Raw genomic sequence first — 16,279 nt, forward strand, 5'->3', positions numbered from 1 at the left:
CAAACCTTATCGACAGAAACACCCGCCCCGGCGCGGACGCGCATGGCGGCGGTGGCGGCCCGGGCATGGCACGCGGCAAGCCGCGTGCCAACGGGAACGACCCGGTATTATAGAGAAGCCGCGCGCCATCGCCGCCATCGGCGGCGCACGCGGTTCGCAACCAAACCCTACCGCACTTCCGAGACGGCCCTTTGAGCACCGACCACGATCCGCGTCTGGCCCAGGTACATGCCTGGCTGCGCACCCTGCCCGCCAGCCTGGAGCTGGCGCCCGAGACCCTGCGCCCCGCGTCCAGCGACGCCAGCTTCCGGCGCTATTTCCGCCTGGACGCCGGCGCCCGCACCCTGGTCGTGATGGACGCCCCGCCGCCGCATGAAGACGTCGGCCCGTTCCTGCATGTGGGCGGCCTGCTGAGCCAGGCCGGCCTGAACGTGCCCCGGGTGCTGGCGCAAGACCCGGCGCAGGGCCTGCTGCTGCTGTCCGACCTGGGCCGCGACACCTATTACCAGCGCATCCAGGCCGGCCTGTCCGACGCGCAGCTGCAGTCGCTGTACCGCGACGCACTGGCGGCCCTGGTGCGCATGCAGCAGGCCCGCACCGACGGCCTGCCCGCCTACGACCAGCCCCGCCTGGCCGCCGAGCTCGAACTGTTTCCCGAATGGTATTTGGCGCGGCACCACGGTGTGCAGCTCGACGACAAGGCCGCCGCCGCGCTGCAGCAGATTTTCGGCCTGCTGTCCGCGGCCAATGGCGCGCAGCCCCCGGTGCTGGTGCACCGCGATTTCCATTCGCCCAACCTGATGGTGTGCGACGACCCGGCCTACGGCCCCAACCCCGGCGTCCTGGACTTCCAGGACGCGCTGGCCGGCCCGCTGACGTACGACCTGGCTTCGCTGGTGACCGATGCACGCACCACCTGGGAAGAGCCGCAGCAGCTCGACTGGGCGGTGCGCTACTGGGAAATGGCGCGCGCCGCCGGCCTGCCGGTCGACAGCGATTTCGCGGTCTTCCACCAGGCCTACGAATGGATGAGCCTGCAGCGCAACCTGCGCATCCTGGGCGTGTTCGCGCGCCTGCACCACCGCGACGGCAAGTCCGCCTACCTGGGGCACATGCCGCGCGTGAACGGCTACGTGCGCCAGGTGGCCCAGCGCTATGGCGTGTTCAAGCCCCTGCTGCGCCTGCTGGACAAGCTCGACAACCGCGAAGTGCGGGCCGGATACACCTTCTGATGCGCGCCATGATCCTGGCCGCCGGGCGCGGCGAACGCATGCGGCCCCTGACCGACCACACGCCCAAGCCGCTGCTGCCGGCCGGCGGCAAGCCCCTGATCGTGTGGCATATCGAACGCCTGGCCGCGGCCGGCATCCGCGACATCGTCATCAACCATGCCTGGCTGGGCGAACAGCTGCCGGCCGCGCTGGGCGACGGCGGCCGCTATGGCGTGCGCATCGCCTATTCGGCCGAACCCACCGCCCTGGAAACCGCCGGCGGCATCGCCCAGGCCCTGCCCCTGCTGGGGCCGCGACCGTTCCTGGCCATCAACGGCGACATCTGGTGCGACTGGGACCCGGCCCAGGCCGGCGTCCTGGCAGGCGCCCTGGACAGCGCGCAAGCCGACGCCTGGCTGCTGCTGGTGGACAACCCCGAGCACCACCCGCAGGGCGATTTCACCCTGTCCGGCGACGGCCGGGCCGGCACCGGAGCCGCCGGGCGCCTGACATTCGCCGGCATCGGCCTGTACCGGCCGGCCCTGTTCGCCGGCCTGGCGGCCGGCACGCCTGCGCCCCTGGCGCCCCTGCTGCGCCAGGCCATGGCCCGCGGCGCGGTGCTCGGCGCCCATCATGCCGGCGCCTGGACCGACGTGGGCACACCGCAGCGCCTGGCGGCGCTGGATGCCCGGCTGGCCGCCGCCCCGCCGGGCTGAACAAGGTGTTTCCAAGCCGTACGTGCGCAACCAGACTTGTCTGTCGTAACCTGTACAGGCTGTCACACGGTATCCTCTAGGGTTTGGCCGGTTGCTTACCGGCAGACACATATCAATACAGGGTTCTCGCATGGGGATGTTCGGACGCTCGCAACGGGCCGTTTTCAAACCTTCGGTCTATCAACCGGGCAAGCGCACGCGGCGCATGCCGCGCTGGCTGGTGCTGCTGCTGGTGGGCATCGGCCTGGGCGCAGGCGGCGTACTTTTCCTGCAGGCCAACTACGGCCCGCCGCGCCTGACGGCCGAACAATCCGAACAGCTGCAGTCCGAGCTCAACACCGCCAACCTCGACCGCCAGCGCCTGCGCACCCAGCTCAGCGAAGCCACGGCCCAGCGCGACGCCAACCAGGCCACCCGCGAGCAGGCCACCACCGAACTGGAACAGGCACGCGCCCGCATCCAGGAACTGAACCAGGAATTCCTGATCTTCCAGAACGCTGTTCCGCCCGATCCGCGCGGCACCGATATCGGCGTGCGCTCGGGCTCGTTCAACCGCGACCCGGGCAAGCTCAACTACCAGGTGCTGCTGATGCGCGAAAGCAGCGACGCGCCCGTCTTCAAGGGCACGCTGCACCTGGCCGTCACGGGCGTCTACCGCAACGGCCGTTCGGGCACCATCGAACTCGATCCCATCGATGTCAGCCTGGGCCGCTACCAGGTCGCGCAGGGCGTGGCCGACCTGCCCGAAAACTTCACGCCGCGCTCGGTGCGCATCCAGGTGCTGGACCCGTCCGAACGCCAGCAGGCCATGCGCATCTACTACGTGCGCAACTAAGGCCCCTGCCTCGCCAGGCCGGCCCTAGGCACCCGCATCGGCCGCGCCCATGGGCGCGGCCGTTTCGTTCATGAACCGCGCCATCCGCGCGTCCAGCTCGGTGACGCCACCGGCCGAGTGCGTGGCCAGCACCACATCGACGCGGTTGTACACATTGAACCATTCGGGATGGTGGTCCAGCTTCTCGGCCTGCATGGCCACGCGCGCCATGAAGCCGAAGGCGGCATTGAAGTCCTTGAACCGGAAAGTCTTCTGGATGGCATCGCGTTCCGCGTGCGCCTGCCAGCCGGCCAGGCCGGCCAGCACGGCCTGCGCGCCCAGGCGCGGCAATGATGGCTCGCTCATGGTGGATCTCCTGAAAAAAAAGGCGGCCGCGCGCCATGCCCGCGGCCGCCGTGCCCAGTGTGCGCCTACTGCTTGACCGCGTACAGGTAGACCTCCACGCGCCGGTTGGCGGCGCGCCCCTCGGCAGTGGCATTGTCGGCGATGGGGTCGCGCGCCGCGCGGCCTTCGATGGTCATGCGGGCCGGCGCCACGCCCTGCCTGGCCAGGTAGTCGGTGACGCTGCGCGCACGGTTTTCAGACAAGGTCTGGTTGTGGGCGGCGCTGCCGGTGCTGTCGGTGTGGCCCACCACCTTGGCGCGCAGCTCGGGATGCTGGCTGAGCGCGCGCGCCACGCTGTCCAGCACGGGCAGCAGGGCCGGCTTGAGCACCGCCTTGTCGGTGTCGAACGACACGTTGCTGGGAATGTTGACCTTCAGGCTGCCGTCGGGCATTTCGACCACATCGATGCCCAGCGAACTGGCGCCGGATTGCTGCACGTCTTTTTTCACGCCCGACCAGTTGTAGCCGATCAAGCCGCCGGCCACCGCGCCGATGCCGGCGCCGATGGCCGCGCCCTTGCCATGGCCGATCAGGGCGCCGATGCCCGCGCCGGCCGCGGCGCCTGCGCCGGCGCCGACGGCGGTGTTGGTCTGCTGCGGGGTGGCGCAGCCGGCCGCCAGCAAGGTGGCGGCCGCAATGGCGGCAATACGGGGAAAGGTTCTTCTTGCTTGCATGACAGCCTCCTGTGACGCTGTGTGTGGACACCGGGCGACCCGGCCGGACCATGCTAGCAAGGCGGTTGCGGACTGCTGCAACTTTTTGTACCGGATGATCGGCCTTTTAGTGTGAACGGGCTGCTGATCTAGGCGTTGGCGCGCAGCTTGCGCAGCAGGGCCGGCAAAAACAGCACCGCCAGCGCCAGCACGATCAGCGTCACCGACAGCGGCGACGACAGCAGCACGGCCGGGTTGCCTTCGCCGATGGACAGCGCCCGGCGCAGCTGCGTTTCGGCCGACGGCCCCAGGATCAGGCCGATCAGCACAGGCGCGATGGGAAAGTCGTACACGCGCATCACGTAGCCCATCAGGCCGATGCTGAACATCAGCAGCAGGTCCATCCATGACGTGCCCACCCCCCAGATGCCCACCATGGCGAACACCAGGATGCCGGCATACAGGTACGGGCGCGGGATCAGCAGCAGCCGCACCCACAGGCCCACCAGCGGCAGGTTCAGCACCAGCAGCATCAGATTGCCCACGTACAGCGAGGCGATCAAGCCCCACACCAGGTCGGCGCTGTTGACGAACAGGAACGGCCCCGGCTGCAGGCCGTAGCTCTGGAACGCCGCCAGCAGCACCGCGGCGGTGGCCGACGTGGGCAAGCCCAGCGTCAGCAGCGGCACCAGGATGCCGGCGGCGGCCGAATTGTTGGCCGCTTCGGGCCCGGCCACGCCTTCGATGGCGCCATGGCCGAACTCGTCGCGGCGGCGGCTCAGGCGGCGTTCCAGCGTGTACGACAGGAAGGTCGGCACCTCGGACCCGCCGGCCGGCAGCGCGCCGATGGGAAAGCCCAGCAAAGTGCCGCGCAGCCACGGTTTCCACGAACGCCGCCAGTCGTCCCGCGTCATCCAGCGCCCGCCCGACAGCGGGTTGACCGCAGGCGGCGCGCTGCGGTAACGGCTGGCCACGTACAGGATTTCGCCCACGGCGAACAGGGACACCAGCACTACCGTGATATCGATGCCGTCGAGCAGGTCGGGCGAACCGAACGCCAGGCGCGCCTGGCCCGACGGCCCGTCAATGCCCACCACGCCCATCGCCAGCCCCAGGAACAGCGCGATGAATCCGCGCACGCGCGAGGTGCCCAGCACCACCGACACCGACGTGAAGGCCAGCAGCATCAGGGCGAAATAATCGGCCGGCCCGAACACGAAGGCCAGTTCGGCAATGGCCGGCGCCAGGAAGGTCAGCCCCAGCGTGGCCAGCGTGCCCGCCACGAACGACCCGATGGCGGCGGTGGCCAGCGCGGCCGCGCCGCGCCCGGCGCGCGCCATCTTGTTGCCTTCGAGCGCGGTCATCATCGACCCGCTTTCGCCCGGAGTGTTCAGCAGGATGGAAGTGGTGGACCCGCCATACATGGCGCCGTACAGCACGCCGGCGAACATGATGAAGGCGGCGGTGGGCGCCACCTTCACCGTTACCGGCAGCAGCAGCGCGATGGTCAGCGCCGGCCCGATGCCCGGCAGCACGCCGATGGCGGTGCCCAGCAGCGAGCCGACGAACGCCCACATCAAATGGGCCGGCTGCAGCGCCACGCCGAAGCCGGCCATCAGGGAATGAAAAGCGTCCATGTCACCACCCCGCCAGCGGCAGCGCGCCGCCCAGCGTCACGCCCAGGCGCGTGAACCCCAGCCAGCAGATAATGCCCAGCGCCAGGCCGATGGCGCAGTCGAGCACCACGCGGCGCGACCCGAAGGCATGCGTGACCAGCGCGAACGCCAGCATCGCCGTCAGCGGAAAACCCAGCGGCCGCATGGTGAGCAGGGGAATGGCCGCCCCCGCCGCCGCGAAAAGCAGCGCCTTGCGCGAGGGGCGCGCGCCGGCTTCGGCGCTTTCGGCCTCTTGCGGCTCGAAGGAATCGCCGCGCGCGATCTGCGCCAGCAGGGTCAGGCCCAGCGCGATCAGCGCCGCCCCCACCAGCATGACAAAGTCGCCAGGCCCTACGCCTGCGTAGCCGCCCGACTTGGGCAGCGCGTATCCCTGCTGCAGCCAGACCGCCCCGATGGCGATCACGGCCAGCCCCAGCCACCATGGACGGCGGCGCGGCGGGTTTGCGGACATGGCGGTCTCCTGTGCCGGCGCGTTACTTGACCAGGCCCAGGTCCTTCAGCACTTGTTCCTGGCGGACTTTTTCTTCGTCCAGGAACTTGGCGAACGCGTCGCCCGCCAGATAGGCATCCGACCAGCCATGGTCGGCCAGCGTCTTTTTCCATTGCGGCGAGGCGTGCATCTTCTGGAAGCGGTCCAGCCACATGTCGCGCCCCTGCTTGCTCATGCCGGGCGCGCCGATGATGCCGCGCCAGTTGCCGATGACCACGTCCACGCCCGATTCTTTCAGTGTGGGCGCGTCCACGCCGGGCAGCCGCTGCTCGGACGTGACCGCGATGATGCGCAGGCGCTTCTGGTCGGCGTAGGGCTTGAATTCCGACAGGCCCGACAGCGCCAGCTTGAGCTGCCCGCTGACCAGCAGCGGCACCAGCTCGGCGCCGCTGGGATAGGGAATGTAGTTCAGCTTGCTGGGCGGCACGCCGGCCGACTTGGCGATCAGCCCGGCGGCCACCTGGTCGACCCCGCCGACCGAGCCGCCGCCGATGGCCAGCGCGCCCGGATTCTTGCGCAGCGCGGCGATCACGTCGGCCACATTCTTGATGGGCGAATCCATGGGCACCGCCAGCACATCGGCGTCGTCGGTCAGGCGCACCAGCGGCGTGATCGTGTCCAGCGTGACCGGCGATTTGTTGAGGATGATGCCGCCGACCAGGATGGAGCCCATCGACATGATGGCATTGTCGTCGTTCTTGCTGGTATTGATGAATTCGGCCAGCCCGATAGTGCCGCCCGCCCCGCCCTTGTTGGTGACCTGGTAGCCGTCGGTGAAGATGCCGGCTTCCTGCATGACCTGCATCGGCACGCGGGCCGCGGCATCGTAGCCGCCGCCGGGGCCGCCCGGGGCCATGACCTTGGCCGGCGCGGCGCCCGCGGCCAGCGGCAGCGCGGCCACGGCCAATGAAACCAGAACCTGTTTGATGCGTAGCATGGATGTCTCCTTGGGGCGCGGCACCCGCTGCGGGTATCGGCCAGTTGCCTGTTTATTGATGTGCGGTTCAGCAGGCTTCGATACTAGACAGTTTCTGGTGCCTCGCCAAGCGACGCGCGGCGCCCCTGTTCAGCATGCCGACAGAATGCGCACCGCCATCGGCGCCGATGGCGGGCGGGTTCAGCGCGCGCACAGGCGCCTGAGAATGTCGGCCAGGCCCCGTGCGGCCGGCCCCAGCGGCGCATCCAGCCGGTGGGCCAGATAGACTTCCGAGGCCGCGGCGCTGTTGCGCCCCAGCGCCGGCGTGCGCACCCGGACCAGGCGCGCCTCGTCCAGGTCGCGCTGCACCTGCCACTGGGGCAGTCGGCCCCAGCCCACGCCCGCCAGGATCAGCGCGTGCTTGGCGTCCTGATTGCCCACGCGATACGTGCGCGGCGAGATGACGCCAAAATCGCGGCCGCCGGAATGCGGCGTCGGATCGGCCAGCACGATCTGCACATGGTCGGCCAGTTCGGCAGCGCCGATGCGCTCGCCGTGGGCGCGCGCGGCAAGCGGATGCCCGGCCGCCACGACGGCCACCTGGCTTACCACCGACAGGGCCTCGAAGACGATGCGCGGATCGCGGAAGTTTTCTCCGGCCATGATGGCCAGGGTGCAGCGCCGTTCCAGCAAGGCCTGCAAGGGCCCGCCCAGCGGCGCGATGTCGAGCCGGATCGCCACCGACGGATAGGCGGCCTGCAGTTCAGCCAGCGCCGCGCCGATCTGGTGTAGCGGAAACAGGGTGTCGACCACCAGCGCCAGTTCCAGTTCGACGCCTTCGCCAAAGCCGCGCGCGCGGGCCCGCATGGCGTCGACGCGCAGCAGAATGTCGCGGGCGTTGACCAGCAGCGCGTGCCCCTGCGGCGTCAGCACCGGGCGATGGCCCGACCGGTCGAACAAGGCGATGCCCAGCTGCGCTTCCAGATTGGCGATGCTGGCGCTGACGCCGGACTGCACGCGCCGCAGCCTGGCGGCGCCCGCGCGAAAGCTGCCCTGCTCGGCCACCGTCACGAAAGTGCGAATCTGGTCCAGCGTCAGCGCGTCGAGCATGATCGTTTTTTATGATCAGAACAATCTGAATTATGTCACTTCTACTGCTCGACTTCCGTCGCTAGTATTTCGCCAAGACCGCTTCCCTTTCCACCATGACTCATCCGCCAGCAGCTGTTTTCCGTACCCGATGGGCCGCCGTGGCCGTGGTGGTCGCCTGCGGCGTGGTCGCCGCCATGCAGGTCGGCAAGGCCGCCATCGCCGGGCCGATGCTGCAGGCCGACCTGCGCCTGAACCTGGACGCCCTGGGCTGGCTGAGCGGCATTTTCGCCGTGCTGGGCGTGGTGGGCGGGATTCCGGCCGGCGTCATCGTCGGCAGCCTGGGCAGCCGGCGCGTGCTGGTCGGCGGCCTGCTGGCCACGGCCGCCGGCACCGCGGCGGGCGCCGCCAGCCCTTCCTATGGCTGGCTGCTGGCTTCGCGCGTGATCGAAGGCGCGGGCTTCCTGTTCATCACGGTGGCCGCGCCCTCGGTGCTGCAGCGGCAGGACGTGGTGCACGAAAGCCGCCGCGACCTGGTGTTTTCGCTATGGAGCTGCTTCATGCCTGCCGGCATGGCCATCGCCATGCTGGCCGGCCCGCTGCTCGGCGGCTGGCGCCCCCTGTGGTGGGCCAGCGGCGGCCTGGTCCTGCTGGCCGCCCTGGCGGTGCTGGCGGCCGTGCCCGGCCACGGCGCCCGCGCGCCTGGAGGCTGGCGCGCCGCGCGCCATGACGCCGCCCGCGTCGCGCGGGCGCGCGGCCCGCTGCTGCTGGCCGCCGTGTTCGCCTGCTACAGCCTGATGTTCTTCGCGCTGTTCAGCTTCCTGCCGGTACTGCTGATGGAACGCATGGAAGCCAGCCTGCGCACCGCCGGACTGCTCAGCGCCCTGGCCTCGGCCGTCAACATCCTGGGCAACCTGGCCGCCGGCCATTTGCTGGCGCGCGGCGTGGCCCGGCCGGTGCTGCTGGGCGCGGCCAGCCTGGCCATGGGCGCAGCCGGGCTGGGCATTTTCCTGCCACTGCTGCCCGACGCGGGCACGTTCCTGCTGTGCATCGTGTTCTCGGCGGTGGGCGGGCTGATCCCCGCCACCCTGCTGTCCGGCGCACCGCTGGCGGCGCCCGCGGCCGGCCTGGCGCCGATCGTGCTGGGCCTGGTCATGCAGGGCAACAACCTGGGCCAGATCGCCGGGCCGGTGGCCGTGGGCAGGGCCATCGATACCTACGGCTGGCATGCCGCCGCCCTGATCGTGGCGGCGGCGGCGCTGCTTGCCGCCGCCGCCGCGGCCGCCCTGCCCGGCGCCCACCCGGCATGCCGGCTTACTGCACCGCAGGAAAATCGACGTCGGTGTCGTTGATGCGGTTGAAGGTATTGGTGAAGAACACCAGGGCAATCACCAGCGAGATCTCGGCCAGCTGCACATCGGTATAGCCCGCGGCGCGGATGGCATCGAACTCGTCCTGGCTGAGGGTGCCGCTGGTGCGCACGATCTGCCGCACGAAATGCGCCAGCGCGTCGCGCTTGGCATCGCCCGAGGGCTGGCCGGCGCGGATGGCGCGCAGGGCGTCGGCGGGCAGGCCCGCCAGCTTGCCCAGCAAGGAATGGGCGGCCACGCAATAGTCGCAACCCGTCTGCGCGCTGGCGGCCAGCTTGATGATTTCCAGGTCGTGCTTGCTGAGCGTGCCGGCGGCCACCGCGCCTTCGGCGTTCAGCACCGCGGCCAGTTGCCTGGGCGCCAGGTGGCCCAGGGCGGCGAAAAGATTGGGCACCTTGCCGCCGGCGATTTTGCGGATCTGGTCATAGACCTCGGCGGTTGCGCCGGTGGCGGACGACAGGGCGGGAATGGCGATGCGGCTCATGATGTAGCTCCTTGGGTGGGTTAGAAAAAAACCGATGTATCGGTAGGTGCTACTGTAGAGACCGCGATTGATCCCGATAAGTCTTATAAAATCCACATAAATGCCCAATAGTTTCAAATCAACGCCGCACCCATGGCTGCCCCGATCGACTGGCTGAGCCGCCTGCTGGAAATCATCACGATTACCGGCCAATTGGAAGTCCGCTGCGCCTATGGCGCGCCGTGGCGGGTGGCATACGCCCCCTCGGCCGCGCGCGAGATCCCGTATCACGTGGTGCTGAAGGGCCGCGCCATGCTGGAAAACCCCGCTGAAAAATCGATGCGCGAGCTGGCAGGCGGCGACATCGTGCTGCTGCCGCACGGCTCGGCCCATGTGCTGCACGACGGCAGCGGCGCCGCGCCGACAGCGGCCACCGAGCGCCAGGGCTTCAACCTGCGCTACAGCGAAAACGGCGGCTCGGGCGAACGGCTGGACATGCTGTGCGGGCGCTTTTTCATTGCGCCGCCCCACGACAGGCTGGTGCGCGACTACCTGCCGGCCACGCTGGTGGTGCGGGCCGCCGATGACGGCGCCGACGGCCAGCCGTCCGCATCCGCGCACCTGGCCCGGCTGATGGACCTGATGCGCGTGGAATCTTCCGGCGAAAGGCTGGGTGGGCACGCCATGCTGAACGCACTGTCCGCGGCGCTGTTCGCCCTGGCCGTGCGCGCCGCCAGCGAATCCGAGCAGGCGCCGGCCGGCTTGCTGGCGCTGGCCGGCCACCCCCGGCTGGCGCCGGCCCTGCTGGCCATGCTGGGCAACCCCGCACGGCCCTGGACGCTGCCCGAACTGGCGGCGCTGTGCAGCATGTCGCGCTCGACCTTCATGCGCCATTTCGAAGGCCGGCTCGGACGTTCGGCCTTCGACTTGCTGACCGACATCCGCATGAGCCTGGCGGCCAACGAACTGAAGAAGCCCGCGGCCACCACCGAAGCCGTCGCCGAACTGGCCGGTTATCAATCGCTGTCGGCCTTCCGGCGCGTCTTCACGCAATGGATGGGAATGACACCGGGACAATGGCGCCGCCAGGCGGCGGCCGGGCCCGGGAACGCCTGAGGCACTCCAGCGGCGGGCGATCCGGCTGTTGATCTTGACGGTGCCCCAGCGCAAAATCAGGGCATGGATACCGGAGACAGCCATGACTTTGCTGCTCACCACGCCTGATGTCGCCACCCTGGTCGAACGACGAACGCTGCCCGGTTTCCTGCGATTGCTCGAACAAGCCATCCACGACGACTTCCTGCGCTGGCCCGACTTCGACAAATCCGCGCGCCTGGCGACGCACTCGCCCGACGGCGTCATCGAACTGATGCCCGCCGCCGACCACGCGCTGTACAGCTTCAAGTACGTCAATGGCCATCCGAAGAACCCGCGAGCGGGGCTGCCCACCGTCATGGCCTTCGGCGCGCTGGCCGAAGTGGCCACCGGCAGGCCGCTGCTGGTCAGCGAACTGACCCTTGCCACGGCCCTGCGCACCGCCGCCGCCTCGGTCATGGCGGCCCGCGCGCTGGCGCGCCGGGGCGCGCGTTCAATGGCGCTGATCGGCAACGGCGCGCAAAGCGAATTCCAGGCGCTGGCCTTTCACCACCTGCTTGGCGTATCCGAAATCCGCGCCTACGACATCGACCCCGCGGCAACCCGCAAGCTGGCCGGCAACCTGGCCGCCACGCCGGGCCTGGAAGTGATCGCGGCCGGCAGCACCGCACAGGCCGTGCGCGGCGCCGACATTGTGACCACGATCACGGCCGACAAGACCCGCGCCACCATCCTGACGCCCGACCTGATCGAGCCGGGCATGCACCTGAACGCGGTGGGCGGCGACTGCCCCGGCAAAACCGAGCTGCACCGCGGCATCCTGGCCGCGGCATCCACCTTCGTCGAATTCGAGCCGCAAAGCCGCGTCGAAGGCGACATCCAGCAAATGGACGCCGGCTTCCCGGTCACCGAACTGTGGCGCGTACTGTGCGGCCTGGCCGCCGGGCGCACCAGCGATGCCCAAGTCACCGTGTTCGATTCAGTGGGTTTCGCCCTGGAAGATTATTCCGTGCTGCGCGTGCTGCACGACGAGGCCACGCGGCTGGGGCTGGGCCGCGACGTGGCGCTGATTCCCGACCTGCCTGATCCCAGGAACCTTTACTCCGTCTTGCTTGCCGCAGACGGCGCCCGGCCGGCCGGATTGCCCGCCGGGCACGCCGCTTGCTGCCCGGGCGGGCAAGCCGAGTTCTCAACCTGAACCAGGAGAAAGGATATGGACAGCAAGAAATGGATGCTTGTAATGGCCCTGCTGGCCGCCAGCGTGACTGCAGGCTGCAATACCATGCACGGCGCCGGCCAGGACATCGAGCGCGGCGGCGAAAAGATTCAGGAGAATTCGCGGTAGAGGTTCCTGCCCCCAATGTCATTGGAAGTTTGTCGCCAAGAGGCTAAAGATTGGGATATTGACGGGCCAAAAGTCGCGAATCAGCTTTTTAAAGCAGGCTTTTGTCGCAAACCAGCTAATGAACAAGCCATAGCAGCGGCGAGCACTTACCGCAGCAGCTCCAGCGTCCGCCCGTCCGCCCCTTCCGGATAAAACCGGCCCAGCGCATCGCCGAACCGCGACTCGCCGGACGAAACGGCGTCAAACAGCGTCAGGCATGACCTGAGTTTCAGGTCGTCGGGCGAGCCGAAAATGGCGTGCGGGTCGGTCAGCCCCAGATCCAGCAGCTGATCCACGCACTGGCGTGGCCGCGCGCCCAGCACGGGATGCCGCAGGTAGGCGGCTGCTTCTTCTTCGGACGCGATGCCATAGTACTGAGCGGTGGCGCTGCGGCCCAGCGCCCGCAGCTGCGGAAAAACGAACCACATCCAGTGGCTGGTCTTGCGCCCGCGGGCCAGCTCACCCAGCGCCTGGTCGTATACGCCGGCCTGGGCATCGACGAAACGCTGCAGGTTGAAGGGGTCCGCGTTCATCGGCCGCCCCCGGACTACTCATTGATCCAGTTCTGCGCGTCCTGGATGAACCACGGCAGATTCAGTCTTTCGCCCTCGCCGGACTGGATCGTCAGGCGGGGCCGGGGCGCGCCGGGGTCGCCGGTCGCTTCCTGCCGAGTGGCGGGCTGGGCCTGCGGCTCGGGGGGCGGGGATGGCGCATTGGCGCACGCGGCAACCGAGGCGCACAGGGTTGCGAGCAGGCTGGCCGGGAATATCGAACGGAAGATCTGCATGATGCTGGGGCTCCAAATAACAACGCTGGCGGACACGCCAGGCGCCCGGATCGCTGGATCTGCCGAAGCGTGATGATCCATCAAGCAAGATGATAAGGCGTCGTCGTGCCCTACCGCTTGGACCGGTGGGACGATAGTCGAATCGATTGGAATGTCATTTAATATGACCCCATTAAGAAGTCGGCTTCTTATCGCAGTAAACAGCAGCGTTTCGCACACACCTTAGGGCTGGCATGCCATGACACGCAAAGGTTCCAAGCTTGTACACAGGTCAACGACCATTTTTGCCTTGCTTTGCGCCTTCGATGGCATGCGCCCCACCCTCGCGCAATCCGTGACAGCGACGGGCGATGTCTCGCCCGGGCCCGCGACAACGCCATGGGTCGTCGGCGGTGATTTGGTCGTAGGCGACACGGCCGCTGGCACGCTCGATATCGATGCCGGCGGAGAAGTCAGCAGTATTGATACTTACATCGGCAACCAAAATGGCGCAGTCGGCGCCCTTACGGTTTCAGGAAGCGACGCGAGCGGCGACGCTTCTACCTGGACCAGCTCAGGCCAGGCAATTATTGGCGTCGAGTCCGGCGCCAACGGAACGCTCAATATTCTCAATGGCGGCGTGGTGCGTGGCGACACCGCCACCATTGGCCGTGATAACGGCAGCACGGGTGTCGCCACCGTCGTCGGTCCCGGCTCCAGTTGGACACTTTCAACGGCGACCGCCTTCGTGATCGGTAGCGGCGGCAGCGGTACGCTCTTGATCAGCGATGGCGGCACCGTACATAGCGGGCAGGGCGTGATCGGCTGGGTGAATGGCAGCGATGGCCATGTCACCGTCTCCGGGCCGGCTACGGTCTGGGATCCCAAAGGCAATATTTACGTAGGGCTCGACGGCAGTGGAGAACTGAACGTCCAGGAAGGTGCCGCGGTGAGCACCGTCGGGTTCAGCGGGCCGACTTCCGCGGCCACCATCTACGTTGGCCTGAACGCCGGGAGTAGCGGCTTGGTCACTGTGTCGAGCAGCACATCCGATATCTCGACGCTTAGTGCGAGCGACAATATCGAAATCGGCCTGGGTGGAAGTGGAACCATGACCATCGAAAAGGGCGGCCTGGCTGTCGCCGGCACAAGCACCTGGATCGGCCGCAACAGCACCTCGGATGGCACCTTGAACCTCACCGGAGACGCCAGCGGCCGGGGGGTTCTTCAAACAGGTGCGGTGATCCACGGCGCTGGCGGCGTCACCTTCAACCTCGATGGCGGTGTCCTGCGTGCGAATCGCGATGAGGCGGACTTTCTGAGGGGGTTCACGACGCAGGCGGTGGGGGCCGAAGGAGCCTGGTTCGATACGAACACCTACGAGGTCGGGATCAGCACTGCGCTTTCCGGAACATCAAGCTTCCATAAGCTGGGCGCGGGCAGGCTGACCCTTACTGGCGACAGCTCGGCGTTCACGGGCGATACGGAGGTCCAGGCGGGAACGCTGCAAGTCGATGGCGTGCTGGGAGGGCCTACCGATGTTCTGACGGGCGGCCGGCTGACCGGCACGGGCCGGGTGGGCCCCACGACCAACTGGGGCACGGTCGCTCCCGGCCCCCGCAGCGGATTCGGGACGCTTACGATCGCGGGCGACTACGAGGCCCTGGGCGGCGGTCTCAACATCCGGACGCAGCTGGGCGACGACAGTTCGCCGACCGACAAGCTGGTCATCACGGGAGCCACTTCCGGCACGACCCCCGTCACCGTAACAAACGTCGGCGGCACAGGCGCGCAGACGCAAAACGGCATACAGGTGGTGCAGGTGGATGGCAACTCGGCCGGCCGGTTCGCCCTGGCCAACGGCGATTACGTCATCGAAGGCCAGCCCGCGCTGGTCGCCGGGGCATACGGATACGTACTGCAGAAGAACGCCGCGAACGGCAATTGGTATTTGCGCTCGTCGCTGATAAATGGCGGCCCGGGCGACGACGCCTCGCTCTACCAGCCCGGCGTGCCGGTGTACGAAGCCTACGCCAATACGCTGATGTCCTTGAGCCGGCTTCCCACGCTGCGCCAGCGGGTCGGCAATCGTCTCTATGACCCTGCCGATACCGGCCACGATGGCGTATGGGGCCGCGTGGAAACGGCCACCAGCCGTTTCGACCCGTCGAGCTCGACCACCCGCCAGCATCACGACATCGATAGCTGGAAAGCGCAGTTTGGCGTCGATCGCGTCCTGTACGGCCGGCAGGACGGTTCGCGCCTGGTGGGCGGGATCAATTTCAATTACGGCACGGCCAACGCCCGCGTGTCTTCGCTGTATGGCAATGGCCATATCGACACCGCCTCTTATGGCCTGGGCCCCACGCTGACCTGGTATGGCAAGGACGGCACTTATGTCGACGCGCAGGCCCAGGCGACCTGGTTCGACAGCGATCTGCGTTCCAGTCTGGCGGGCGAGCTTGAAAACGGCCAGAACGCGCGCAGCTATGGACTTGGGATTGAAGCTGGCAAGGCGTTCGCGCTGAATGACACATTCGCGCTTGTCCCGCAGGCCCAGATCAGCTACGTCTCGACCCGGTTCAGCGCGTTCAACGACAAGTTCGGCGCGCGTGTCGAAAGCGACAAAGGCGACAGCCTGCAGGGCCGTCTGGGCGTGGCGCTGGACTACAAGCGAAGCTGGGACGCGGCCGGGAAGACGCGCGAGGCCAGCGTGTACGGCGTGGTCAATGTCAAACACGAATTCCTCGACGGAACCCGTGTGGAGGTGGCGAGCGTGCCCGTCAGCAGCCGCATGGGCCGTACCTGGGGCAGCGTCGGGCTCGGCGCCAACTACGGGTGGAGCGAACGCTACGCCATCTACGGAGAAGTGGCCGCGGATGCCGACTTCTCGGGCAGCTACATTCTGGCCGCCACGGCGGGGTTCAGGATGGCATTCTGAACATCTGCCACATCGCGGCGCACGCTGGAACGGCCAAGTTTTGGCCAAAGCCTGATCCGCAATAACAAACGCCACCCCTGGGGGTGGCGTTTGCCTGGAATTCTGGTGGGCTGTGAGTGGCTCGAACACTCGACCTACGGATTAAGAGTCCGCTGCTCTACCAACTGAGCTAACAGCCCGCTAGCCGCGAAACGCCCCGTAAAAAGGCAGCCCCGCCGCGAGAAGAACGAGATTATACATGGTTTTTTTTCCGCCTGATCAGCAACCTGGGCGGGCCCGCCGCAGGGCCT

General features: G+C 67.9%; 17 protein-coding genes and 1 tRNA gene. 8 read left to right on the plus strand and 10 right to left on the minus strand.

Annotated elements, in window-relative coordinates; all coding sequences use genetic code 11:
- Positions 1-191: 191 nt before the first annotated feature.
- The 3 genes from J2P76_RS11860 to J2P76_RS11870 all read left to right on the plus strand — a co-directional run bounded on the left by J2P76_RS11860 (position 192) and on the right by J2P76_RS11870 (position 2,762).
- Entirely contained in the window at positions 192-1,232 is a 1,041-nt protein-coding gene (locus J2P76_RS11860) for an aminoglycoside phosphotransferase family protein (RefSeq protein ID WP_207407618.1), read from the plus strand.
- Positions 1,232-1,927, plus strand: a complete 696-nt coding sequence (gene murU, locus J2P76_RS11865; RefSeq protein ID WP_207407620.1) for an N-acetylmuramate alpha-1-phosphate uridylyltransferase MurU — start codon at positions 1,232-1,234, stop codon at positions 1,925-1,927. The genes J2P76_RS11860 and murU overlap by 1 nt, the downstream gene beginning before the upstream one ends.
- 136 nt (positions 1,928-2,063) lie before the next feature.
- A complete protein-coding gene (locus J2P76_RS11870) occupies positions 2,064-2,762 on the plus strand; it encodes a DUF6776 family protein (RefSeq protein ID WP_207409189.1) in 699 nt (232 codons plus the stop codon).
- 24 nt (positions 2,763-2,786) lie between these two features.
- On the opposite strand, the gene J2P76_RS11875 is transcribed toward J2P76_RS11870, so the two are convergent.
- The 6 genes from J2P76_RS11875 to J2P76_RS11900 all read right to left on the minus strand — a co-directional run bounded on the left by J2P76_RS11875 (position 2,787) and on the right by J2P76_RS11900 (position 7,991).
- Positions 2,787-3,107 (minus strand): 4a-hydroxytetrahydrobiopterin dehydratase, encoded by a 321-nt coding sequence (locus J2P76_RS11875; RefSeq protein WP_207407622.1) that lies wholly within the window; start codon positions 3,105-3,107, stop codon positions 2,787-2,789.
- A 65-nt stretch (positions 3,108-3,172) separates the two neighbouring features.
- Entirely contained in the window at positions 3,173-3,820 is a 648-nt protein-coding gene (locus tag J2P76_RS11880; protein WP_207407624.1) for an OmpA family protein, read from the minus strand.
- 128 nt (positions 3,821-3,948) lie between these two features.
- A complete protein-coding gene (locus J2P76_RS11885; protein ID WP_207407629.1) occupies positions 3,949-5,436 on the minus strand; it encodes a tripartite tricarboxylate transporter permease in 1,488 nt (495 codons plus the stop codon).
- Position 5,437: 1 nt separating this feature from the next.
- The gene (locus tag J2P76_RS11890; RefSeq protein ID WP_207407630.1) at positions 5,438-5,926 is read right to left on the minus strand and encodes a tripartite tricarboxylate transporter TctB family protein; all 489 of its coding nucleotides are present in this window, start codon (positions 5,924-5,926) and stop codon (positions 5,438-5,440) included.
- A gap of 22 nt (positions 5,927-5,948) precedes the next feature.
- Positions 5,949-6,902 carry a tripartite tricarboxylate transporter substrate binding protein gene (locus J2P76_RS11895; RefSeq protein ID WP_207407631.1) on the minus strand — a complete coding sequence of 318 codons (954 nt, stop codon included), beginning with the start codon at positions 6,900-6,902 and terminating at the stop codon, positions 5,949-5,951.
- 180 nt (positions 6,903-7,082) lie between these two features.
- The gene (locus tag J2P76_RS11900; RefSeq protein WP_207407632.1) at positions 7,083-7,991 is read right to left on the minus strand and encodes a LysR family transcriptional regulator; all 909 of its coding nucleotides are present in this window, start codon (positions 7,989-7,991) and stop codon (positions 7,083-7,085) included.
- Between the two features lie 95 nt (positions 7,992-8,086).
- Here J2P76_RS11900 and J2P76_RS11905 point away from each other — a divergent pair, with 95 nt between their 5' ends.
- A complete protein-coding gene (locus J2P76_RS11905; RefSeq protein WP_207407633.1) occupies positions 8,087-9,322 on the plus strand; it encodes an MFS transporter in 1,236 nt (411 codons plus the stop codon).
- Here the strand turns inward: J2P76_RS11905 and J2P76_RS11910 are convergent.
- The gene (locus J2P76_RS11910; protein WP_207407634.1) at positions 9,285-9,824 is read right to left on the minus strand and encodes a carboxymuconolactone decarboxylase family protein; all 540 of its coding nucleotides are present in this window, start codon (positions 9,822-9,824) and stop codon (positions 9,285-9,287) included. The genes J2P76_RS11905 and J2P76_RS11910 overlap by 38 nt on opposite strands.
- 132 nt (positions 9,825-9,956) lie before the next feature.
- Here J2P76_RS11910 and J2P76_RS11915 point away from each other — a divergent pair, with 132 nt between their 5' ends.
- The 3 genes from J2P76_RS11915 to J2P76_RS11925 all read left to right on the plus strand — a co-directional run bounded on the left by J2P76_RS11915 (position 9,957) and on the right by J2P76_RS11925 (position 12,243).
- A complete protein-coding gene (locus J2P76_RS11915) occupies positions 9,957-10,919 on the plus strand; it encodes a cupin domain-containing protein (protein WP_207407635.1) in 963 nt (320 codons plus the stop codon).
- An 82-nt stretch (positions 10,920-11,001) separates the two neighbouring features.
- The gene (locus J2P76_RS11920; protein WP_207407637.1) at positions 11,002-12,096 is read left to right on the plus strand and encodes an ornithine cyclodeaminase; all 1,095 of its coding nucleotides are present in this window, start codon (positions 11,002-11,004) and stop codon (positions 12,094-12,096) included.
- A 15-nt stretch (positions 12,097-12,111) separates the two neighbouring features.
- A complete protein-coding gene (locus J2P76_RS11925; RefSeq protein ID WP_207407639.1) occupies positions 12,112-12,243 on the plus strand; it encodes an entericidin A/B family lipoprotein in 132 nt (43 codons plus the stop codon).
- 146 nt (positions 12,244-12,389) lie between these two features.
- Here the strand turns inward: J2P76_RS11925 and J2P76_RS11930 are convergent, their stop codons facing one another.
- Complete coding sequence (locus J2P76_RS11930; protein ID WP_207407646.1) at positions 12,390-12,815, minus strand: DUF1810 domain-containing protein; 426 nt, start codon at positions 12,813-12,815, stop codon at positions 12,390-12,392.
- 14 nt (positions 12,816-12,829) lie between these two features.
- Complete coding sequence (locus J2P76_RS11935; protein WP_207407648.1) at positions 12,830-13,069, minus strand: hypothetical protein; 240 nt, start codon at positions 13,067-13,069, stop codon at positions 12,830-12,832.
- 238 nt (positions 13,070-13,307) lie between these two features.
- On the opposite strand from J2P76_RS11935, the gene J2P76_RS11940 reads away from it, so the two are divergent.
- Positions 13,308-15,989 (plus strand): autotransporter outer membrane beta-barrel domain-containing protein, encoded by a 2,682-nt coding sequence (locus tag J2P76_RS11940; RefSeq protein ID WP_207407650.1) that lies wholly within the window; start codon positions 13,308-13,310, stop codon positions 15,987-15,989.
- 103 nt (positions 15,990-16,092) lie between these two features.
- Here J2P76_RS11940 and J2P76_RS11945 read toward each other — a convergent pair.
- Positions 16,093-16,168 (minus strand) — tRNA-Lys (locus J2P76_RS11945).
- Between the last annotated feature and the right edge of the window lie 111 nt (positions 16,169-16,279).

The sequence above is a fragment of the Bordetella petrii genome (assembly GCF_017356245.1).
Classification (GTDB): domain Bacteria; phylum Pseudomonadota; class Gammaproteobacteria; order Burkholderiales; family Burkholderiaceae_B; genus Bordetella_A; species Bordetella_A petrii_D.